Source organism: Rhizobium sp. CNPSo 3670, assembly GCF_057784555.1.
On sequence record NZ_JBXSOL010000002.1, the window covers coordinates 57,512 to 78,600 of the forward strand.

The following is a 21,089-nucleotide window of genomic DNA, read 5'->3' on the forward strand; positions in this document are numbered from 1 at the left end:
CGCATGCCGGAGTTCGAGCTCACGGCATCGCCTTCGGCTGTGGAACTCGCGGCAATTACCGATGCGCTCTCGGCCTTCAATAACAGCGATGTCGGCCCTTCGGACCGCCAGCCGCTCGCCGTCCTCATCCGCGATACCGACGGCAAGGTGACCGGCGGCCTGTCGGGCTTTACCGCCTGGGGCTGGCTCTTCATCCAGTTGCTTTATATCCCCGATACGCTACGCGGAACGGGCATAGCCGGCAGGATTCTCGCAAAAGCGGAAGACGAGGCCAAGACGCGAGGATGCCGTGGCGCCTGGATCGATACCTTCAACCCGCAGGCTCTCCGCGCCTATCTGCGCCACGGTTATGAAGTCTTCGGCGAGCTTGAAAATTTCCCGGAAGGTCGCACGCGCAGCTTCCTCCGGAAAAAGCTCTGATCATCCGCGCCAGGCGATCATACCTTTCAGCCGCTCGTGCACGCCCTCGGCGATCGGAACGACCAGCACCCGGCCCGGATCGACGGGGCCTGGAAAGGCAAGCGCGTTATAGGCCACCTTCTCGAAGCCAAGCGGACCGTAATAGGGCGGATCGCCGACGAGGATGACGGCTTCCGAACCCTTGCGCCGCGCAGCTTCCACCGCGATCCGCACCAGTTCCCTGCCGATACCTATATTTTTGTGCGAGGGTCGAACGGCAAGCGGGCCAAGAAGATGCCCCTTCACCGTGCCGGCCAGCACCGGCGTCATGCGCACGGAGGCGATCGTCTCGCCGTCGTCAGCACAGATGAAGGAGAGCGACAGGTCATGCGGCCCCTGCTCGCGGATACGCGCGGCAGCCCGCGCGAAGCGGCCCGGACCGAAGGCTTCTTCATTGATGTGTTCGATGGCGGCGTCGTGGGACGCGTCTTCGGTGAGGTAGACGAGATCGTGCTTGTACATGATGACAGAAACCGGTTGGACAGATTGATGGGTCTCGAACACGCCCTTGGCGTTCGGAGCATCAGCGTCGTCGCAGGTTTCTGGAAATGAACATCAGGCAGGTGTTCCTCAAATCGTGAAAAGGCCGATAGCAGGAAAAATTTCCGCCGTCCAACGCAAAATGCACACCAGAGCCTGCTGGCGTCGGGGGCGTGACGCACTGTTCGATCTTTACCGCCTGCAAAGCCCCACTATCTCAGCTAACATCAATTCCAACATGGCAACCAGGGAATGAATCATGGGAATGCTTGTGGACGGCGTCTGGCATGACGTCTGGTACGACACGAAGGAAAGCAAGGGCCACTTCAAACGTCAGCCCTCGCAATTTCGCAACTGGGTGACGGCAGACGGCGAGGCTGGACCTTCCGGAAGCGGCGGCTTCAGGGCCGAGGCCGGGCGGTATCATCTTTATGTCTCTCTCGCCTGCCCCTGGGCGCATCGCACCCTGATCTTCCGCAAGCTGAAGAAACTGGAGGACCTGGTCTCGGTTTCTGTCGTCGACCCACTAATGGCCGAAAACGGTTGGGAATTCAAAGTGGGCGACGGAGCTACCGGAGATCACCTCTACGGCGCGGCCACCCTCTGGCAAATCTATGCCAAGGCCGATCCACATTATTCCGGCCGTGTCACGGTTCCCGTCCTCTGGGACACGCAGACCGGCACGATCGTCAACAACGAGTCGGCCGAGATCATCCGCATGTTCAACAGCGCCTTCGACGGGCTGACGGGCTCGAAGGCCGATTTCTACCCGGAGGATCTGCGTGCCGAGATCGACGCGCTGAACGCCACCGTCTACGACACGGTCAATAACGGCGTCTACAAGGCGGGCTTTGCCACAACTCAAGAAGCTTACGAGGAAAATGTCGTCAAATTGTTCGAAACACTCGACATTCTCGACGAACGCCTGGGCAGGGGCCGTTACCTTTTCGGCGACAGATTGACCGAGGCCGATTGGCGCCTCTTCACCACGCTGGTGCGTTTCGATCCGGTCTATGTCGGCCACTTCAAGTGCAACATCCGCCGCATCGCCGATTATCGCAATCTGCCCGGCTATCTCAGGGATCTCTATCAAACGGCAGGCGTTGCCGAGACGGTAAACCTGCAGCACATCAAGCAGCACTACTACCGCAGTCACAAGGCGATCAACCCGACCGGCATCGTCCCCGCCGGCCCGGCGCTCGATCTCGACAGCCCGCATGGCCGCGCTGCAGCGCCGCGCGTCTTTTTAGAGGCGCAAAGGACGCTGTAGAACTTTAAATTGCTGCATAATTTACTCTTAAATCGATTCCGATTTAAGAAATTATGCAGCGGCTGAATGCAGCCTGAAGCTTCTCACCAACGATGGTCAGGCTCCTGCTCGCCCCGAAGCTCGGCGAGGCGGCGATACGTCGCCTCGGTCGTGCCCTCGGGCAGGCTGTCGAGCGAAAAGAACCCGCTGTCGGAAATCTCCCAATCCGGCGGCCGCGGCGCCGTCTGCTCGACGGTTACGCGATAGAATACGACGTGGTCGCGCCGGGTGGTCGTGGTGTTGAAATAGACTTGGACCAGCTGCGGTTTTCCGATGATTCTGAGGTTGCCCTCCTCGCGCAGTTCCTTGACCAACGCTTCTTCGGCCGTCTCATTGCGCTCCAGCCCGCCGCCGGGCATATGCCAACCACCGACATAGCTGTGGCGCACGAGGAAAATCCGCCCATCCTTATCGAAGCAGGCGGCCCTGACACCCATGGTCATGCCGCGGGCGAAGGAGAAATAGACATGCAGGAGGCGCAGGGCCAGCCTGATGTGAGGGGGCCGCTTCTCTTTATCCACCATCGTTCCGTTTCGGCTCTTCATCGCGCCGGATGTGTTTGATTTGTCAATAAGCTGGTCTATGTCTCGTAGCATGTTCAAGCTCGCGCATATTTCCGATGTCCATCTTGGACCGCTGCCCCGTCTTTCCATACAGGAGCTGTTTTCAAAACGCATAACCGGCTTTGTGAACTGGCATCGAAATCGACGCAAGCACCTTTTCGGCGGCACTCTCGATGTGCTGCTCGATGACATCCGCGCCCAACAGGCCGATCATTTGGCCGTCACCGGCGACCTCGTCAACCTGGCGAGCGGCATCGAGATCCGCGCCGCCGCCGCCTGGCTGCGCGCGCTCGGCGATCCCGCCGACACCTCGGTCGTTCCAGGCAATCACGACGCCTATGTGCCGGGTGCCTATGAGAAATCGATGCGCGCCTGGTACGATTATGTCCGCGGCGACCTCGCCTCGCCGCAATGGCAGGAAGACCGCCGCATCTTTCCCTATCTACGTGTCCGCGACAAAGTTGCGATCGTCGGCTGCTCCACGGCAGTCGCCACGCCCCCTTTCGCCGCCTCCGGCTTTTTCAGCGCTCGCCAGGCCCGCGATACGGTGAACATGCTGCGCGCGGCCGGCGAAGCCGGTCTCTTCCGCGTCGTCATGATCCATCATCCGCCGATCCGCGGCGCCACCGCCTTTCACAAACGCATGATCGGCATCCGTCGCTTCGCGGCCGTGATTTCGACCGGCGGCGCCGAGCTCGTGTTGCACGGCCACACGCATCTGAACACGCTCCACTGGCTGCGCGGCCAGGTGCAGCCGGTGCCGGTCGTCGGCATCGCGTCGGCCTCGCAGGGACCGGGCAGCATTAAGCCGCCGGCCGCCTACAACCTCTTCTCCATCGACGGCTCTCCGGGCGCCTGGGAACTCACCGGCGAGCGCTTCAGCCTGAACAGGACAGGCGATGCGATGATGTCGGAAAGCGTCGATATTTTCGCACCTTAGCGCTGACTTCCGACTCTTTTTATGCGGCACTTGAATCAATCTCGGAAAGCGCTTCGCCACCGTCGCAACATTTGTAATGGAGGCGGCCTACCCTCTTGGTATTTTTACCGGTAAGCGTACAATCCGACCGACTGCATCGCCTCAGAACGGAGCCGCCAATGACTTCCCCCTTCCATCGCCTGTGCAGAACAACACTTGCCGCCGGCTTTGTACTCGGCATGGCGAGCGCCGCCTTCGCGGTCGGCGACAGCAACGACGACACCAATCCGCCGCCGAAGACCCAGACGACCAAAACCTGCACCGGCGGCAAGGTCTGGGACAAGCAGAAGAAGGAATGCGTCACTCCGAAGAAGAACAGCTTCAACGACGACGATCTCTACAAGTTCGCCCGCGAGTTTGCCTATGCCGGCCAGTATGAGAACGCCATCACCGTGCTCAATCTTGCCCGTAACCAGAACGACCCGCGCATTCTGAATTATCTCGGCTATGCGAACCGCAAAGCCGGTCGCATGGAGCTCGGCATGTCCTATTACCGCAAGGCATTGCAGGCGGATGAGAATTATATTCTCGCCCGCTCCTACATGGGTATGGCGCTGGTGGAACAAGGAGACATCCAGGGGGCGCGCGTTCAGCTCGTCGAAATTCGCGACCGCGGCGGCGAAGACACCTGGGCCTACCGCGCTCTGCTGCAAAGCTTGAACGGTTACAGGACATATTGACGCAAGCTTTGCGGGCTAGATTAGGAAAACCCCTTGGGAAAGGGGATAAGATGACCGGATGCTTGCGAAGCGCAGTGGATTTGCTTCATAAAGCATCTGCATCTCCGGTGCCGACAAAGCCGGTTTCGCGTCCGATGCCGAAGCTTTCGTCCGCGAAACCATTGTGAATGCTTCTTGGATAGACAATGCGTCAGCCCGCAACGACCATCGACCTCCGGCGTGATCTCGTCGGCCTTCTGCCCCACCTTCGCCGCTTCGCGATCACGCTCGCAGGCGAGGCTGGCGTGGCCGATGAACTTGTCCAAGCCGTTTGTCTGCGTGCCATTGCCAAGGGGCATCAGTGGAGTGGCGAGGGCAGACTGGAAAGCTGGGTATATACGCTTGCCCGCCAGCAGTGGACGGAGGACAGCCGCAAGCGGAAGCCGAAGGCGTCGGCACGCGGCAACGTCACCGACATCAGAGAGGCTGCCCGTGAACGCTCGGCCTCGGTCGATCCCGACGCCATCCATCGCATGATCGCCGAAATGCCGGACGGTGTTTCCTCGATCTTCCTGCTCGTCGATGTCGAAGGCCACAGCTATCAGCAGGCGGCCGAGATCATGGGCATTTCGACGGCAAGCGTCGTCTCCCAGCTTGCCACCGCAAGGCTGCATTTCGCCGGGCTTGCCGGCACCCACCCCATCCACAGGTACTGAATTGCTCGATCTTAGGAAATTGCCGCTCGAAGCCCAGCTCACCGCCCTTCTCGACGGCGAGGTCTCTCCCGAACAACGGCACGAACTGGAACAGCGCCTGGCAACCGACGAGAATGCGCGCCGTCTGCATGAAAAGCTGCGTCATGGCGCCGATTTCGGCCGCCGCCGCCTGGACGATGTCCTGAAGGAGCCGGTGCCGCTCGCCCTCGTCCGCTCGATCAAGAGCACGCAGCCGCCAAAGACGCCGATCGCCCAGCGCGCCATGCGCCCCCAGGTGAAACTGGCCCCGAGCGGCCCGCAGGCGCTGGCAGCGGCTCTTATCCTCTTCGTCGTCGGTTGCGGCATCGGCTATTTTGCCGGCGCCACCCCGGATGCCGACGAGATCGCCACCACGACCGCCACGGCGCCCGCCAATACCAACAACTGGCTCGGCGACGTCACAGCCTATCAACGCCTGCTGATCCGCCAACCCCGTCACCTCGTCGAAGTGCCGGCATCGCAGGCCGAAGAAATCTCCAGCTGGCTGACGACCGTCATCGGCGTGCCTTTCCGTGTGCCGGATCTCAGCGCCGAATCCTGGACCTTCCAGGGTGCCCGCATAATTCTCGGCGACAATCGCCCCGTCGGTCAGCTCGTCTATTCCAACAGCGACGGCGATATAATCTCCATCTGCTTCCGGAAGGACGCGCAGCCGCCTGAGACCGACGACTTCAAGGAAACGATCAAGGACGAGATTGGCCTGGTCACCTGGCACAATGCCGGCACCTCCTACGTTCTCGCCGGCCCCTCCGCCGAAGCCACCCTCGGCCAGCTCGCCATGAAGATTGCCACGGCGATTTGATTGCCGCCTGTCGTATGAGGTGAACGACTGCCAGCGGAGCTGAGGCGGTAAATGGCAAAATCGACCATCAGCATCAGCCGCCCCTCATCCGCCTGCCGGCACCTTCTCCGCTAGGGAGAAGGGATATGCGGCAACGTCTCGCTCCCTCTCATTCGTAAGAGGGCGCCGAAGGACGTTAGGCCGCCACTCGCTCCCTCTTCTCCCCAGCGGGGAGAATGTGCCCGTAGGGCGGATGAGGGGGCCACACGGCCATTCGCTGCTTTCGCTTAGCGAAGACGCAACGAAATCAACCGAATCGTCAGGCCGCGCCGTACCAAAACGATCGCGGCCTGAACCCTTCGCAGATCAAGCCCTGCCAGCCTTCACTTCGAGCACCCGGTTCGCAGCCGACACGATCGCCTCCAGCGATGCCGCGACGATGTTGGTATTGATGCCGGCGCCGAAGAGCTTGCCGCCGGGATAGGAGGTCTCGACATAGGAGATCGCCGCCGCATTCGAGCCGTGCTGTAGCGAATGCTCGGAATAATCCTCGACCGACATCTCGATGCCGAGATAATGCGACAGTGCGTTGATGAAGCCGTCGATCGGACCGTTGCCGCGCCCTTCGATGCGCTTGATCTCGCCATTGTCGGTGATTTCAGCTGCAACGATCCGCTGGCCCTTGCGCTCGGTGTCGGGATAGGTGTGGTGGTCGACGAACTTGAGGCGCGCCTCGGGCTGCGTCACGTAGCGCTCGATGAAGCGGTCGTAGATGCGCTTCGAGGGAAGCTCCTTGCCCTCCACGTCGGTGATGCGCTGGATATCCTCACGAAATTCGACCTGCAGGTTGCGCGGCAGGTTGAGCCCATAATCCTGCTGCAGGATATAGGCGATGCCGCCCTTGCCCGACTGCGAGTTGATGCGGATGATCGCCTCGTAGGAACGGCCGACGTCGCGCGGATCGATCGGCAGGTACGGCACCTCCCAGACCGGATGGTTGGCGACCTGTGCCGCCTTCATGCCCTTGTTGATCGCATCCTGATGCGAGCCGGAGAACGCCGTATAGACCAGCTCGCCGACATAAGGGTGACGCTCGGCAATCGTCATCTGGTTCGAATATTCGAACACTTCCTTGATGCGCTCGATGTTCGAGCAGTCGATCCCCGGATCGACGCCCTGCGTGAACATGTTGAGCGCCATTGTCACGACATCGACATTGCCGGTGCGCTCGCCATTGCCGAACAGCGTGCCTTCGACGCGGTCGGCGCCTGCCAGCAAGGCCAGCTCGGCGGCGGCGATGCCGGTGCCTCGGTCGTTATGCGGATGCAGCGATACGATCAGGTTCTCGCGATTGTCGAGATTGCGGCACATCCATTCGATCTGATCGGCATAGACGTTCGGCGTCGCCATCTCGACAGTGGACGGCAGGTTGATGATGAGCTTGTTGTCCGGCGTCGGCTTGACGACCTCGATGACGGCGTTGCAGATCTCCAGCGCCACCTCCAGCTCGGTGCCGGTGAAGCTCTCGGGCGAATATTCGAAACGATAGCCGCCGCCGGCCTTGGCTGCCATGTCGGTGATCATCTTGGCGGCGTCGACGGCAATCTGCTTGATGCCCTGCACATCTTTGGCGAAAACGACGCGGCGCTGCAGCTCGCTGGTCGAGTTATAGAAATGCACGATCGGCCGGTTTGCGCCTTCCAGCGCTTCGAAGGTGCGGGTGATGAGCTCCGGGCGGCACTGTACCAGCACCTGCAACGAGACATCGGCGGGCACGTTACCCTCTTCCACGCACCAGCGGGCGAAATCGAAATCGGTCTGCGAGGCGGAGGGGAAACCGATCTCGATTTCCTTGAAGCCCATCTCGAGCAGCAGATGGAACATCCGGGCCTTGCGGTCGTGGCCCATCGGGTCGACCAGCGCCTGATTGCCGTCGCGCAGGTCGACCGAGCACCAGACAGGCGCCTTGGTGATGGTCTTGGTCGGCCAGGTGCGGTCGGGAATATTCACCTGCGGATAGGGCCGGTACTTCATCGCGGCATCGGGCATGCCCTTCGCGGAGGATCGGCTGTTGGTATTGTCCATTGTCTTGTCTCCTCGTGCCGGCATTTGCCCCGCCTCTTAGCCGATCGCATCGGACTTGGCGATAAACAAATGCGGACCTTCGTCGGTCGTTGGGTCAATTTTGAAAGTGAGTCGCGAGGAGCGATACCGGGCGGGCTTTCGGCCGCCGGGCGCTCCTCAACGGACCCGGCAACCGCGCGTAAGGCCGAGGAGAAGAAGCGAGGTCACGGCGCTCGAGACGTCACGCAGGGCGATGCGGCCGCGTGCAATCGTATCAGAAATCTTGGCGCCAGAGGTCTTCATGGCCGCGCTTATAGCGTTGGGCGGTGAACCTGGCAAGCCCTCTCAGCCTGCCGGCTTTCCGTTACTTCTGCCGAGCGCGATCTTTCGACATCTTCACCAGCCGCGACAGCGCCAGCATCAGCCCGCCGGCGATCAGTCCCCAAAAGGCACCCGAGATGCCGGCGAAGGAAACGCCGGATGCAGTGACGAGGAAGGTGATCGCCGCCGCCTCGCGCGATTCCTGCGCCTGGAAGGCCGACATCGCCGAGGATGAGAAGGCCCCGACCAGCGCCAGCCCCGCCACCGCCTCGATCAGAATGGGCGGCGCCAAGGCGACGAAGGCCGTGACCGCGCCGGCGAGCAGCCCGAGGATCACGTAACCGACGCCGGCGATCAGCGATGCCCAATAGCGTCGCTTGGGATCGGCATGCGCGTCATGCCCGGCGCACATTGCCGCGGTGATCGCCGCCAAGTTGACGGCATGGCCGCCGAAAGGCGCCGACAGCAACGAAAAGAAGCCGGTGACGGCGAAGAGCGGACCCGGCTTCGGATCATAGTGATTGACTTTTAGGACGGCGATGCCGGGAATGTTCTGCGAGGCCATGGTGACGATGAAAAGCGGCAGCGCGATCGAGATGAAGGCCGCCAGGGTGAATACCGGCCGCACGAGTTCCGCCGTCGGCACCAGCGATCGTTCGAGCGAGGCGAAAGCGCCGTCGGGAATGTCGACGCCGAAGGCGAGCACCAGCACGAAGGCGGCGAGTGCGGCCGGCACCGCCCAGAGCCGCTTGAAGGCGCCGACGACGATCCAGGAAATGACGATCGGCAGACCGAGCAGCGGATTGAAGCCGATCGCCTTTACCGGCGCAAAGCAGAGGCCGATCAGCACACCTGATAGCATCGCATTCGCGAGCGGCGCGGGAATGGCGGCGACCGCCCGGCCGAGCGGCTTGAACAGCCCGGCAATGATGATCAGCACGGCGCAGATCAGGAATGCGCCGACCGCTGCATTGAAGCCGCCCTCGATTGCGCCGGTGCTTGCGAGCAGCGCCGCCCCCGGCGTCGACCAGGCGATGCTGATCGGCAGTCGAGTCACGGCGCTGAGCACGATCGCGCAGACGCCCATGGAGATCGACAACGCCATCAGCCCCGAAGCGGCCTGCGCATCCGTTGCACCCACCGCCTGCAGCCCATGCAGCACGACGGCGAAGGAACTGGCGGAGCCGACGAAAGCGGTAAGCAGACCCATGAACAGGGGCTGGACGGAAAAATCTTTGAGCATGGCGGACTCTGAGCTGCTGGAATGGCGCATGGAGCATGATGGTTGGCGCCCGCGCAAGTCCAGATGGAGGGCTTTCCGTCCAGCCCTACCGGTCAATGACCGCAAGCATAACCGAAATCAAGACGCCCTCACCTGCGGTCGGCAGGCAAGGGCGTTTCGAAGGTTTCGGTCGAGAAAACTCAGATGTCGGCTTGCGACGTCACGATGCGCGAGACAAGGCCATAGTCCTTCGCCTCTTCGGCCGAGAGCCAGTAGTCGCGATCCGTGTCCTTGGCAATCTTCTCGAGCGGCTGGCCGGTGGCCTCCGCCATGATCTTGTTCAGGCGCTCGTTCATCTTGATGATCTCGCGTGCCTGGATCTCGATGTCGGATGCCATGCCGCGTGTGCCGCCCGACGGTTGGTGCAGCAGGAAGCGCGTGTTCGGCAGGCACAGGCGTCTCTCCCTGGGAGCCGCGACATAGATCAGCGCGCCGGCCGAAGCGACCCAGCCGGTGCCGATCATCCAGACCTTCGGCTTGATGAACTTGACCATGTCATGGATGGAATCGCCGGATTCGACGTGACCGCCGGGCGAATTGACATAGATGCGAATGTCTTCGTCGCTGGCCGCAGCAAGTGCAACGAGTTGCGAGCAGACCTTCTGCGCCAGTTCCTGGTTGATCGGTCCATAGATGAAGATCGAACGCGACTTGAAAAGATTCGCCTCCGTTTCCTTGCCGAGCGGCAGTTCCTTCGTCTTGTCGTCCTGTTCTTCGTCGTTCATTCGAACCTCTCGGAGATGAATTCGGGTTCCTCGCACATAGTGCGACTCAATGCCTAAAACAATGCGGGAAAAACACAAGGCACCGAAGCGGTGGAGATATCCTTAAGAAGCCGCGCACTGTTCCGCAAGCCTTACTGAAATGTAACGGTGGAAGGCTTTGAAAAGCCGGAATCGGTTCCTACCTCACCTCTCACATGGCAATCGCCAAAAGAGATGAACAGGAGACCGGACATGTCACCGGAAGAACGCCAATTGCTGACCGCCCTCTTCGATCGCGTGCGCACCGCGCAAGGCCAGCCGCGCGACCGCGAGGCCGAAGCTCTGATCGACCAGGCGACGCGCGAGCAGCCGTCCGCCACTTATTATCTCGCCCAGGCCGTCATCGTGCAGGAAAAGGGGCTGGAAGCGGCCGCCAACCACATCAAGGAACTTGAGGAGCGCGTCCGGCAGTTTGAAGCCGGAGCCAGCGAGCACCGCCAGGCCGAACAGGGCGGCGGTTTCCTGAGCTCAATCTTCGGCAATACCCAGACGCAGCAGCCCGCGCCTGTCCCCTCCAACCCCGGCCCCTGGGGGCAACCGTCCCGCGCCTATGACGAGCCGCGCGGCTACGATCGCCAGACGCCGCAGCAGCCCACCGGCCCCTGGAGTCAGCAGGCCTACGCGCCGTCTGCCGGCGGCAGCTTTCTGCGAGGTGCGCTCGGCACGGCCGCGGGCGTTGCCGGCGGCATGCTGCTTGCCAACTCCCTGAGCGGCATTTTCGGCAACCACATGTCCTCGCTCGGCTGGGGCTCACCCTTCGGCGCCAACCCCTTCGGCAATGCAGCCGCCCCGACCGAGGAAACCATCATCAACAATTATTACGGCAATGACGACGTCCGTCAGGCCGCGGATATTGCCGGCAATGACAATGACGACAACCTGCAGCAGGCCGATTACGATGACGGCGATGATTATGGTGATGATTCGTCCGGCGACGACGTGACGGATGTTTGAGGTCTATCGAGCAGAAATGGGCGGCAGTTTGTAATCAATTGCCGCACCGTATCCCCGCCCTTCGCTTTAAGCTCAGGGCGTTCGTCGCTGCAATCGATTCACTGGATCGATTGCTCGGGCTTTGCCCGACCGCTCCTCACCCACGTCCACGATAGGTGGCGACACCCTGCTCCGGCAGCCACACACCTTCCGGTGGCTTGCCCGTCTGCCAGAAGACGTCGATCGGAATGCCGCCGCGCGGATACCAGTAAGCGCCGATCCTCAGCCACTTGGGGTCGAGCAGTTCGACGATGCGCTTGGCGATGTAGATCGAGCAATCCTCGTGGAAGGCGCCGTGATTGCGGAAGGAAAACAGGAAGAGTTTCAGCGACTTCGATTCCACCAGCCATTCGCCTGGGATGTAGTCGATGACGATATGGGCGAAATCCGGCTGCCCCGTCATCGGGCAGAGAGAGGTGAACTCCGGCGCGGTGAAGCGCACGACATAGTCGGTGCCGGCATGATTGGCCGGCACTTTCTCCAGCACCGCCTCTTCCGGCGATTTCGCAGTTTCGGTTTGCTGACCTAGCATCGACAGGTTGGAAACATCGGTATTCGGCATCATGCCTCCTTGATGACTTTAACGCGGATGCCATGGGCCTTTTCGCCCTCCGGCTCCACATGAATGGCTATTTTGGCGCCCTCATGCACCGCTCTGATGGCATCCTCAAGGCGGTCGCATATATCATGCGCCTGCCGCACGGACATAGTGCCGGGCACCACCATGTGAAAATCGATGAAAGTGACGGTGCCAGCGCGCCTCGTCTTCAGGTCATGCACGCCGATCGAACCCGCCGCATGGGTCGCGATAGCCTGCTTGATCGCTTCCTCTTCCTGCGGCTCGACCGCCTGATCCATCAGACCGCTGATCGATTGCGAGATCACTTTCCAGCCTTGATAGAGAATGTTGATGGCAACCAGAATGGCAAGAACCGGGTCGAAGATCGCATAACCCGTCGCCAGCGCCAGCAGCAGGCCGACGAGCACGCCGACGGATGTCACCACATCCGACATGATATGCTGCCCATCCGCCGCCAGCGCCGCCGAGCGATGTTTGCGTCCGGTCCGAATCAACAGCCGCGCCCAGACCGCATTGATGAGGCCGGCGGCAATATTGATCGCAAGACCGAGCACCGGCGCATCGAGCATGCGCGGTTCCGCGAGATAACTGATCGCCTCCTTGACGATCAGCAGCGCGGCGACGACGATCAGCACGCCTTCGGTCACGGCTGAGAGATATTCCGCCTTGTGATGGCCGAAAGGATGGTCGTGATCGGCCGGCTTCTGCGCGTAGCGGATGACGAAGAAGGCGATGAAGGCGGCCACGACGTTGACCGTCGATTCGAGCCCGTCCGACAGCAACGCCACCGATCCGGTCACCCACCAGGCCACCATCTTCAGGCCCATGACGCCGAGGGACAGCGGAATACCCCACATCGCCAGCTTTTGAACAGTAAGATCGCCGTTGTCGCTCATATCGTCCTCCTGCGGTTGCGAATGAATTGCAGGGTCCAAGCCATTGAAATGCAAAACCGCCCACGCGAATGTCGCGCAGGCGGCCCAGTTGCGGCTGATATGGGCGATGATGGAGGATTTGTCAAAGAGAATGACGGGTCCCTTCACAGCCAGTGGTCGCTTCCCGACGGGTAGCGGTGCCGGCATCCGATACGCGATCCTCTACAGCGCCGGTGGAGCGCGATCTTACCCGAGAGATTGCGGCCACCGCAGAAGCGCGGCCTGGCCTGCCGTCGTCAGGGCGTAGACGCCCTTTTCCCGGCGCTCGAACCATCCATAGACGTTGTCGCGCAGGATCGGACCGGCCTTTGGCGTCAGCGCCTTCATATCTCGCGGGCGCACAATTCCGCGGTCGAGTGCGGCTGCGCAGAGCAGCGCCTGCTGGCGGTAGGCCGTCATGACCGGCGCCCGCGAGCCGCCGCCGACGGCAGGATCGCCGCGACGGCGCTGATGCTCCTTGACGAGGCGTGAGCGCCGCTTGGGATTGGTGCGCGGCATCGGCGAGATCGAACTGACGATGACGCTGACCTCGCCGCCATCCGAGACGCCGAGCATACCGATGCCGAGGCGCCGGCAGAGGTCGCGGTAGCGCTTGTCCGTCTCCCGCCCGCGCCCCTTGGCCGAAACGCGCGCCGCGATCCAGACTTCGTCGCTCACGGCAGCCCGGTCGACCGCCTGAAGCAGCAGTTCCAGATTGAAGGAGAGCTTGAGCTCGCAGATCACCACGACCGGCGGCTCGCCATCGCTCAACCCGACGAGATCGCATCCGCCGACCTCACCCTTGACCACATAACCGGCCGCTTCCAGGAAGGCTTTGACCGGCAGGTAGAGCGATGTCTCCATCAGAAAATCGCGCCTCAGGCGGCGTTGAGATCGGCAATCTCGCCATATCGTGCGAGCAGTCGCGGCGAGGTCATGTCGCCGGTCTCCTCGTCGACCATGACGGCATAGGCCGCAACGCCGACGAAACGCTCGGCCATCGCCGAAGCGATCTTTTCCGCGCTGACGGCATTCGAAGCCTGACGCATTTCGCCAGGCACGAGACTGCCGCGGTTCTTGCGGTAGGGAAGGACGATGAACTTCTCGGCACTGGCCACGGCGATAATTCCCGGTTGATCGTTCCGGAAATGTTCTGATTTGCCTAACGGTGTCAACCCTCGCCCCTATCCGCACATGGAAAGGGGCGGGATAGAGCTAGGCTCAGGCCGCCTTCGTCTTCACCTTGCGCGCCAGATGCGCCACGACATTCTCGATCATCCGCATGCCGGCATCGCCGCCGAGCGTCATGATCGATTCGGGATGGAACTGCACCGCAGCGATCGGCTCCTTGGCATGTTCGATGCCCATGATCGTGCCGTCCTCGCTTTCCGCCGTGATGATGAACTCCCGCGGCAGCGTCGAGGGATCGGCAAAGATCGAGTGGTAGCGGCCGACCGTCACTTCCCTCGAAAGGCCGGAGAAGACGATGCCGGGTTCCAGCACGCGGATGCGCGAAGGCTTGCCGTGCATCGGCAGCGCCAGATGGCGCAATTCCCCGCCATAGGCTTCCGCGAGCGCCTGCAGGCCAAGGCAGACGCCGAAGATCGGCAGGCTGCGCGCCCGTGCCTTCTTGATCGTCGCCTTGCAATCGAAATCCTTGGGATTGCCGGGACCTGGCGACAGCACGACTAGATCCGGGTTCAACCGGTCGAAGATTTCTTCCGGCACCGGCGTGCGCACGGTTGAAACCGTTGCCCCGGTTTGGCGGAAATAATTGGCCAGCGTGTGGACGAAGCTGTCCTCATGATCGATGAGCAGGATGTTGACGCCCTTGCCGACGCTGGCGACGTCGCGCTGGATCTTGCCGGAATTGCCGGTCTTGGCGTCTCGGATGGCGGAAAGCATGGCAGAGGCCTTCAATTCGGTTTCGGCTTCTTCTTCCTCAGGAATGGAATCGTTGAGCAGCGTCGCCCCGGCGCGCACTTCGGCGATGCCGTCCTTGATGCGCACGGTGCGCAGCGTCAGGCCGGTATTCATGTCGCCATTGAAGCCGACCATGCCGATCGCTCCACCATACCATGCACGCGGGCTCTTTTCATGGCTCTCGATGAAGCGCATCGCCCAAAGCTTCGGTGCACCGGTGACGGTCACGGCCCAGGCGTGGCTGAGGAACCCGTCAAAGGCGTCCATGTCGTCGCGCAGCCGCCCCTCGATGTGGTCGACCGTATGGATGAGGCGCGAATACATCTCGATCTGCCGGCGGCCGATCACCTTGACCGAGCCAGGCTCGCAGACGCGGCTCTTGTCGTTGCGGTCGACATCCGAGCACATCGTGAGTTCGGATTCGTCCTTTTTGGAGTTCAGGAGCTTCAGGATCTGTTCGCTGTCGGCGATCGGATCGTCGCCGCGCTTGATCGTGCCCGAGATCGGGCAGGTCTCGATGCGCCGGCCGGAGACGCGCACGAACATCTCGGGCGAGGCGCCGACCAGATATTCCTGATTGCCGAGATTGATAAAGAAGGAATAGGGCGATGGATTAATTGCCTTCAGCCGCTTGGAAATGTCGGAAGGCTTGCTGTCGCAGCGCTCCATGAATTTCTGCCCAGGCACGACTTCAAACAGATCGCCCTTGCGGAAGCTCTCCTTCGCCTTGACGACGAGTTCGGCATACTCGCCCGGTCGATGGTCGCTCTTCGGCGGAATGGCATCCGTCTGCTTGAAGGGTTCCGGCGCGATCTGCTCAGCCTTGCCCTCGGTCGTCACGCCGCCTTTCTCGAAATCGTAGCGGTCGATCCAGGCTTTCGCGGCATAGTTATCGACGACCAGGATCTCGTCCGGCAGGTAGAGCACCATGTCGCGCTGATCAGAGGGCCGCGTCAGCTTCAAATCGATCGCGTCGAACTGGAAGGCGATGTCGTAGCCGAAGGCGCCGTAGAGGCCAAGGCTCGCATCCGCCTGCGAATAGAAAAGGTCGGTCACGGCGCGCAGCACCGTGAAAACCGTCGGCATCTTCGAACGCTCTTCCTCGGTAAACACCCGATCCGGTGCCTTGACGGAAAGGTCGAGACGGCGGCCGGAGGAGGCACCGAGCACAAGCTCGGGCACCGTCTTCAGCCGGTCGGTCACAAAGCCGAGAAGCACCTCCCCGCGCTCATTATAGGCCTCGATCCAGACGTCGCGGCCGAAGGAGGAGATGCCGAGCGGCGGATCGACGACGGCGGTATCCCAGCGCGTATAACGGCCCGGATATTCGTAGTTCGACGAGAAGACCGCGCCGCGGCGCTCGTCGAGCTTGTCGACATAGGAGGAGACCGCACCGGCATAAGGGATCGCCCGCCGCTGCCGGGTGACGGTGATGCCACCCTTGGTCTCGTAGATTTCCGCACCATCATCCCGCAGGATCGTTACCATAGTTCCACTCCGTTATCGGGGCCCGGACGACAGGCGGCGATAAAACAAAAAAGCCGCCTCGAAGTTTCGGGCGGCTCACTCGTCGTCGTCTTTGGACACGATTGGTCGAGGCCGCCTCAGCGAGCCCACCACCAAACAGCAATGTTCAAAGACTTGATCATGCGAAAATTGTTAGCCTGAGATCAGCCGCCACGCAAGAGGCGATCGCACGAATGAAAAGGGCGGCCCGAAAGCCGCCCCTCCCCAGCCTTGAAGGCATGACTGGCTCAGAAAGTCTTGGTGAGCGAGACCTTGAATGTGCGACCCGGCTCGGAATACCACTCCCGCGGCTGCGACGCCGTCGCCGAGCTGAGATTGACGTTGCGCACGGCGAGCGCGTTGTAGTGCTCCTGGTCGAACATATTGTAGACACCAGCTTGGACGCGCAGGCCCGGCAACTGTTCGGCGTCCACCAGCCGGTCAAGTCGACGATTAAGTAACCGGGCGCATCAAAGGTCGTGTCGTTGGTGTTCGTGACCGGTGTATTGAGGTGGTCCGTGAGCATGCCGGCCGCAAGCGTCGAGGAAAGGTCGAAGCCGAAGGTCTCATTGCTCCAGCCGCCGCCGATGATCGCCTTGAACGGCGCCACCGAGCGCAGGCGCTGGGTGGTCTCTTCGTTCCTGCCGTGGGCACAGGCAAGCGAAGCATGCAGATTGATGCCGTTATTGAAGGTCTTGACGGGCTGGCTTCAATACCCGAGATCGTCGCCGCAGCCACGTTCGTGTAATTGAACTCAGTAAAGCCTGTCGCGTCGACGCTCGTCACCGTCTCGATGAAGTTCTGATAACGGGTATGGAAAGCCGCGACCCTGCCGGTAAAATCGCCCGTGTCGAAATTGGCGCCGACTTCGATGCCGCGGCCGATTTCCGGTTCCAGATCAGGATTGCCGAGCTGGGCGTAGCGGCCGGTGGGGTTATAGAAGCGGCTATAGAGTTCGTCGACGGTTGGCGCGCGGAAGCCGACCGCCAGCTGCATATAGAGCTCTACATCAGGCCTCAGGTCGTCTGTCGCAAGGATCTTCGGCGACATGACGGCTTCCGTTCGGTCGCGAAGATCGCCGAAACGGGTAAGGCCGGTATTGTTGTTAAAACCGCCGCCGGTGGAGGGATCGTAGTTGAACCGGTCAAAGCGGAAGCCGGGCGTCAGCGTGAAACCGGTGTTGCCGATCTCGATCTTGTCTTCGACAACAAGCCCAAGGATCTGACTGTCCACATTCGGCACTTCCGCCTGGTTGTTCAGCGCCGGGCACGTGTTCAATGTCGGGCACAGGGCCCAGCTATATTGGCTCCAGCTGGAGACGCCGACGTCGAGCCCGACGCGAACGGAGTGGCTGAGGCCGGAATATTCGAAGTCCCTGGTCGCGGTGCCGCTGAAGCCCCAGGTTTCGTTTTCGACCTCGTTGTTGCGGCCATAGGCAACATTGGCGGTCGTACGGCCCCCGCTGCCGGCCTCCTTCTTCAAATCCTGCCAATAAAGCGTGGCGCGCGCACTGCTGAAGACCGCGTCGGAAGACTGCGCTTCATAATCGTAGTCGAGCGATACGCGATCGCGGTCACGCTGTTCGCGGCCGTCATAATTGTCGATCATGAAGTTGCGAGGGCTGGTTCCTCCCTGAAGATGGTGCAGGTCGGTTTCCAGGTCGCTGCGGAAGCGTTCCGCCGTCAAGCCGATGCGATGACCGCCTTCCAGCTCCTGGCGCAGTTTGAAGAGCAGGTTGTGTTGGTCGAAATCAGCCGGGTTCGCCTCTCATCAAGTTTTAACGATCTCGTAGGGCGTTGCACAATTGCAACGAAAAACGCCCTCATGCGTTGTTACCCGCGACGATACTAGGATCTCTGCCCATTGAGGAAACTTTCGACACTGGCGATCCTTTTCGCCGCTAGCGTCTTTCTTGCCGGCGCCCGCCTGCCTGCGCAGGGCCCCTTGCCAGAACCTCGGCCCGATACCGGACAGACGACCAGCCCGTCTGCCCCGCCCGCGGAAAAGGCGGAACCGCCCGCACCGGAGGAAGTTCCCGCCCCTCAGCCGAAACCGGACGTGAAGGAGCCGGAGGCGCCGGCATCCAGCCAGACGCCCGCGCCGCAGGCCGCCCCGGCAAAACCGGAGCCGACGGAACCGATGCAAGGTCCGCCGCTGCCGCCGGGTACTGCCGGTCGCCCCCAGGCGCCGGAAGAAAACAAGCCGCAGGGCGAGCAGACGCTCGAAGAGCAGCAACTGACAATCGAGCCCGAGAGCGATGCTGAACATGCAGAATGCACCGCCGCCCTTCAGGCTCTGGGCGTTGTCTTCAAGGAAGCGCCGCGCATCGACGACGGCAATGGCTGCGGCATCGACAAGCCGATCATCGTCTCCGAAGCCCTGCCCGGCGTTGCGCTCAAGCCGGAAGCGACAATGCGCTGCCCGGCCGCCCTCGCGCTTGCCCGCTGGATAAAGGAGAGCGTCATCCCCGCCGCCGCCGCTGCCCTGCCTGGACAGGGCCGCATCACATCAGTTAACCAGGCAACGTCCTATATGTGCCGCCTGCGCAACGGCGCCGGAACCGGCAAGATCTCCGAACATGCTCGCGGCAACGCTATCGACATTGCAAGCTTACATTTCGAGAAAGGCGAGGACGTCGCCGTCCGCTCCCGCCGCGAGGACTCCACACTGACCGGCGCCTTTCAGCGAACCGTCAGCGCCGCCGGCTGTCTCTATTTCACCACTGTCCTCGACCCCGAAAGTGACGCCGCCCACGAGACCCATTTTCATCTCGACGTCATTGAAAGGAAGGGCGGCTATCGCTATTGTCACTGATGAACCAGTTTCCTGATCATCGCTGTCGACTTCATATTTACCGGTGAGTTCCATTGGGCCTTCGCCATCGGACCGTTGTTCCTCGGCACGATGCAAAGCCTTATCCGTTTGTTTATCGATCCAGACTTTGAAAAGCGTCGGGAGCACCGTCTGGTCGAGCGTTTCGGGAAGTCCGCCTCTGATCAGAACAACCCTTCAATATAACCCTGCTCATTCAAAAAAATCCGCTCCGCCGACGGCGATTTCGGCAGGCCGGGCATCGTCATGATCTCACCGGTGATGGCGACGACGAAGCCGGCTCCGGCTGAAAGCCGCACCTCCCGCACCGAGACGATATGGCCTTCCGGCGCGCCGCGCAGGTTCGGATCGGTGGAGAAGGAATACTGCGTCTTCGCCATGCAGACCGGCAGCTTGCCGTAGCCCTGCTCCTCCCATGTCTGCAGCTGATCGCGCACCGCCTTGTCCGCGGTCACCTCGCCGGCATGGTAGATCTTCGAGGCGACGATCTCGATCTTCTCGAACAGCGAAATGTCGTCGCCGTAGAGTGGCTGGAATTTCGCCTGGCCCGATTCGGCCAGCTCCACCACCTTATGCGCCAGTTCCTCGATGCCGGCCGAACCTTTGGCCCAGTGCTGGCAGAGGATCGCTTCGGCGCCGAGCCGCGAGACGAATTCCTTCACCGCCGCGATCTCCGCATCGGTATCCATGACGAAATGATTGATCGCGACGACGACGGGCACGCCGAAGCGGCGCACATTGGCAACGTGCCGGCCGAGATTGGCGCAGCCCTTCTGCAGCGCCGCGACGTCCTCCGTGCCGAGATTCTCCTTCTTCACGCCGCCATTCATCTTCAGCGCCCGGATGGTCGCGACGATAACTGCCGCATCCGGTTTCAGCCCGGCCTTGCGGCATTTGATGTCGAAGAATTTTTCAGCCCCGAGATCGGCCCCGAATCCCGCTTCCGTCACCACATAGTCGCCGAGCTTCAGCGCCGTCTTCGTCGCCGTCACCGAATTGCAGCCATGGGCGATATTGGCGAACGGGCCGCCATGCACGAAGGCCGGATTGTTCTCCAGCGTCTGTACGAGGTTCGGCTGCATCGCATCCTTGAGCAGCACCGCCATCGCGCCATCGGCTTTCAGGTCGCGCGCACGCACCGGCGTCCTATCAAAGCGGTAGCCGATGATGATGTCGCCGAGCCGCCGCTCCAGATCCTTGAGGTCGGCAGCAAGGCAGAGGATCGCCATCACTTCCGAGGCGACGGTGATGTCAAAGCCGCCCTGGCGCGGAAAACCGTTCGCAACGCCGCCGAGCGACGAGACCATGCTTCTGAGCGCCCGGTCGTTCATGTCCATGACCCGCCGCCAGGTGATGCGGCGAATGTCGATATTCTCTTCGTTGCCCCAGTAGATGTGGTTGTCGATCATCGCCGCCAGTAGATTGTGCGCCGAGGTGATCGCATGGAAATCGCCGGTGAAATGCAGATTGATATCTTCCATCGGCACGACCTGCGCATAACCGCCGCCGGCCGCACCGCCCTTGACGCCGAAGCAGGGGCCGAGAGAAGCCTCGCGTATGCAGACGATCGCCTTCTTGCCGATCCGATTCAGACCGTCGCCGAGGCCGACAGTCGTCGTCGTCTTGCCTTCGCCGGCCGGGGTCGGATTGATCGCCGTGACAAGGATCAGCTTGCCGTCCTTCTTGCCAGCCTGCGCCGCGATGAACTCGGCACTGACCTTTGCCTTGTCGTGACCATAGGGGACGAGCTGCTCGGCCCCGATGCCGAGCTTTGCCCCTATCTCAAAGATCGGCCTCTTGGCCGCGGCACGCGCAATCTCGATATCCGATTTGATTGCTGGCATGGATGCTCCCCATTGCGGCCTGCGCGGGCGCGAAGGCGTTTCCCTCGTCAGTGGGATATCGAAATATCGCCAAGCTGTGAA

The 21,089-nt window shown here is 61.6% G+C and carries 19 protein-coding genes and 1 pseudogene; 8 read left to right on the forward strand and 12 right to left on the reverse strand.

Annotated elements, in window-relative coordinates; all coding sequences use genetic code 11:
• Positions 1–3: 3 nt before the first annotated feature.
• A complete protein-coding gene (locus AC13QO_RS02000) occupies positions 4–420 on the forward strand; it encodes a GNAT family N-acetyltransferase (RefSeq protein ID WP_488539781.1) in 417 nt (138 codons plus the stop codon).
• On the opposite strand, the gene AC13QO_RS02005 is transcribed toward AC13QO_RS02000, so the two are convergent.
• Complete coding sequence (locus tag AC13QO_RS02005; protein ID WP_285191414.1) at positions 421–921, reverse strand: GNAT family N-acetyltransferase; 501 nt, start codon at positions 919–921, stop codon at positions 421–423.
• 277 nt (positions 922–1,198) lie between these two features.
• On the opposite strand from AC13QO_RS02005, the gene AC13QO_RS02010 reads away from it, so the two are divergent.
• Positions 1,199–2,209: a glutathione S-transferase family protein gene (locus AC13QO_RS02010; protein WP_488539782.1), complete on the forward strand. Its 1,011-nt coding sequence runs from the start codon at positions 1,199–1,201 to the stop codon at positions 2,207–2,209.
• A gap of 83 nt (positions 2,210–2,292) precedes the next feature.
• Here the strand turns inward: AC13QO_RS02010 and AC13QO_RS02015 are convergent, their stop codons facing one another.
• Entirely contained in the window at positions 2,293–2,772 is a 480-nt protein-coding gene (locus AC13QO_RS02015) for an NUDIX domain-containing protein (RefSeq protein WP_085778936.1), read from the reverse strand.
• Between the two features lie 70 nt (positions 2,773–2,842).
• On the opposite strand from AC13QO_RS02015, the gene AC13QO_RS02020 reads away from it, so the two are divergent.
• The 4 genes from AC13QO_RS02020 (at position 2,843) to AC13QO_RS02035 (ending at position 6,006) form a co-directional block, all read left to right on the forward strand.
• Positions 2,843–3,751 carry a metallophosphoesterase family protein gene (locus AC13QO_RS02020; protein ID WP_488539889.1) on the forward strand — a complete coding sequence of 303 codons (909 nt, stop codon included), beginning with the start codon at positions 2,843–2,845 and terminating at the stop codon, positions 3,749–3,751.
• A 158-nt stretch (positions 3,752–3,909) separates the two neighbouring features.
• Positions 3,910–4,470 (forward strand): tetratricopeptide repeat protein, encoded by a 561-nt coding sequence (locus AC13QO_RS02025; protein ID WP_085778938.1) that lies wholly within the window; start codon positions 3,910–3,912, stop codon positions 4,468–4,470.
• Between the two features lie 185 nt (positions 4,471–4,655).
• Positions 4,656–5,165 carry an RNA polymerase sigma factor gene (locus tag AC13QO_RS02030; protein WP_285191411.1) on the forward strand — a complete coding sequence of 170 codons (510 nt, stop codon included), beginning with the start codon at positions 4,656–4,658 and terminating at the stop codon, positions 5,163–5,165.
• A gap of 1 nt (position 5,166) precedes the next feature.
• A complete protein-coding gene (locus AC13QO_RS02035) occupies positions 5,167–6,006 on the forward strand; it encodes an anti-sigma factor family protein (protein WP_488539783.1) in 840 nt (279 codons plus the stop codon).
• Between the two features lie 345 nt (positions 6,007–6,351).
• Here the strand turns inward: AC13QO_RS02035 and leuA are convergent, their stop codons facing one another.
• The 3 genes from leuA to AC13QO_RS02050 all read right to left on the reverse strand — a co-directional run bounded on the left by leuA (position 6,352) and on the right by AC13QO_RS02050 (position 10,377).
• Entirely contained in the window at positions 6,352–8,070 is a 1,719-nt protein-coding gene (gene leuA, locus AC13QO_RS02040; RefSeq protein WP_488539784.1) for a 2-isopropylmalate synthase, read from the reverse strand.
• 343 nt (positions 8,071–8,413) lie between these two features.
• On the reverse strand, positions 8,414–9,643 hold the full coding sequence (locus tag AC13QO_RS02045; protein ID WP_488539785.1) for a benzoate/H(+) symporter BenE family transporter: 1,230 nt from the start codon (positions 9,641–9,643) through the stop codon (positions 8,414–8,416).
• 149 nt (positions 9,644–9,792) lie between these two features.
• Complete coding sequence (locus tag AC13QO_RS02050; protein WP_011426306.1) at positions 9,793–10,377, reverse strand: ATP-dependent Clp protease proteolytic subunit; 585 nt, start codon at positions 10,375–10,377, stop codon at positions 9,793–9,795.
• Between the two features lie 231 nt (positions 10,378–10,608).
• On the opposite strand from AC13QO_RS02050, the gene AC13QO_RS02055 reads away from it, so the two are divergent.
• Positions 10,609–11,370, forward strand: coding sequence for a DUF2076 domain-containing protein (locus tag AC13QO_RS02055; protein ID WP_488539786.1), 762 nt, complete (start codon positions 10,609–10,611; stop codon positions 11,368–11,370).
• Between the two features lie 136 nt (positions 11,371–11,506).
• On the opposite strand, the gene queF is transcribed toward AC13QO_RS02055, so the two are convergent.
• The 6 genes and pseudogenes from queF to AC13QO_RS02085 form a co-directional block, all read right to left on the reverse strand.
• Positions 11,507–11,971: a preQ(1) synthase gene (gene queF, locus AC13QO_RS02060; RefSeq protein ID WP_488539787.1), complete on the reverse strand. Its 465-nt coding sequence runs from the start codon at positions 11,969–11,971 to the stop codon at positions 11,507–11,509.
• A complete protein-coding gene (emfA, locus tag AC13QO_RS02065; RefSeq protein WP_285191405.1) occupies positions 11,971–12,885 on the reverse strand; it encodes a CDF family cation efflux transporter EmfA in 915 nt (304 codons plus the stop codon). Before emfA ends, queF begins: the two co-directional genes overlap by 1 nt.
• Positions 12,886–13,110: 225 nt before the next feature.
• A complete protein-coding gene (locus AC13QO_RS02070) occupies positions 13,111–13,767 on the reverse strand; it encodes a DUF2161 domain-containing phosphodiesterase (protein WP_183704779.1) in 657 nt (218 codons plus the stop codon).
• A 14-nt stretch (positions 13,768–13,781) separates the two neighbouring features.
• On the reverse strand, positions 13,782–14,021 hold the full coding sequence (locus tag AC13QO_RS02075; RefSeq protein WP_085778946.1) for a hypothetical protein: 240 nt from the start codon (positions 14,019–14,021) through the stop codon (positions 13,782–13,784).
• Positions 14,022–14,124: 103 nt separating this feature from the next.
• Complete coding sequence (locus AC13QO_RS02080; RefSeq protein WP_488539788.1) at positions 14,125–16,314, reverse strand: anthranilate synthase; 2,190 nt, start codon at positions 16,312–16,314, stop codon at positions 14,125–14,127.
• Positions 16,315–16,580: 266 nt separating this feature from the next.
• Positions 16,581–18,099 (reverse strand): annotated as a pseudogene (locus tag AC13QO_RS02085) (TonB-dependent receptor domain-containing protein); the annotation flags it as partial.
• Positions 18,100–18,195: 96 nt separating this feature from the next.
• Here AC13QO_RS02085 and AC13QO_RS02090 point away from each other — a divergent pair.
• Positions 18,196–19,146 (forward strand): extensin-like domain-containing protein, encoded by a 951-nt coding sequence (locus AC13QO_RS02090; RefSeq protein WP_488539789.1) that lies wholly within the window; start codon positions 18,196–18,198, stop codon positions 19,144–19,146.
• A 182-nt stretch (positions 19,147–19,328) separates the two neighbouring features.
• On the opposite strand, the gene AC13QO_RS02095 is transcribed toward AC13QO_RS02090, so the two are convergent.
• The gene (locus AC13QO_RS02095) at positions 19,329–21,008 is read right to left on the reverse strand and encodes a formate--tetrahydrofolate ligase (protein WP_285191402.1); all 1,680 of its coding nucleotides are present in this window, start codon (positions 21,006–21,008) and stop codon (positions 19,329–19,331) included.
• Positions 21,009–21,089: the final 81 nt, after the last annotated feature.

Coding starts and splice junctions, on each gene's coding strand:
- AC13QO_RS02000 (WP_488539781.1), top strand. CDS start 4: ATGCCGGAGTTCGAGCTCACGGCATCGCCTTCGGCTGTGGAACTCGCG.
- AC13QO_RS02005 (WP_285191414.1), bottom strand. CDS start 921: ATGTACAAGCACGATCTCGTCTACCTCACCGAAGACGCGTCCCACGAC.
- AC13QO_RS02010 (WP_488539782.1), top strand. CDS start 1,199: ATGGGAATGCTTGTGGACGGCGTCTGGCATGACGTCTGGTACGACACG.
- AC13QO_RS02015 (WP_085778936.1), bottom strand. CDS start 2,772: ATGGTGGATAAAGAGAAGCGGCCCCCTCACATCAGGCTGGCCCTGCGC.
- AC13QO_RS02020 (WP_488539889.1), top strand. CDS start 2,843: ATGTTCAAGCTCGCGCATATTTCCGATGTCCATCTTGGACCGCTGCCC.
- AC13QO_RS02025 (WP_085778938.1), top strand. CDS start 3,910: ATGACTTCCCCCTTCCATCGCCTGTGCAGAACAACACTTGCCGCCGGC.
- AC13QO_RS02030 (WP_285191411.1), top strand. CDS start 4,656: ATGCGTCAGCCCGCAACGACCATCGACCTCCGGCGTGATCTCGTCGGC.
- leuA (WP_488539784.1), bottom strand. CDS start 8,070: ATGGACAATACCAACAGCCGATCCTCCGCGAAGGGCATGCCCGATGCC.
- AC13QO_RS02045 (WP_488539785.1), bottom strand. CDS start 9,643: ATGCGCCATTCCAGCAGCTCAGAGTCCGCCATGCTCAAAGATTTTTCC.
- AC13QO_RS02050 (WP_011426306.1), bottom strand. CDS start 10,377: ATGAACGACGAAGAACAGGACGACAAGACGAAGGAACTGCCGCTCGGC.
- AC13QO_RS02055 (WP_488539786.1), top strand. CDS start 10,609: ATGTCACCGGAAGAACGCCAATTGCTGACCGCCCTCTTCGATCGCGTG.
- queF (WP_488539787.1), bottom strand. CDS start 11,971: ATGCCGAATACCGATGTTTCCAACCTGTCGATGCTAGGTCAGCAAACC.
- emfA (WP_285191405.1), bottom strand. CDS start 12,885: ATGAGCGACAACGGCGATCTTACTGTTCAAAAGCTGGCGATGTGGGGT.
- AC13QO_RS02070 (WP_183704779.1), bottom strand. CDS start 13,767: ATGGAGACATCGCTCTACCTGCCGGTCAAAGCCTTCCTGGAAGCGGCC.
- AC13QO_RS02080 (WP_488539788.1), bottom strand. CDS start 16,314: ATGGTAACGATCCTGCGGGATGATGGTGCGGAAATCTACGAGACCAAG.
- AC13QO_RS02095 (WP_285191402.1), bottom strand. CDS start 21,008: ATGCCAGCAATCAAATCGGATATCGAGATTGCGCGTGCCGCGGCCAAG.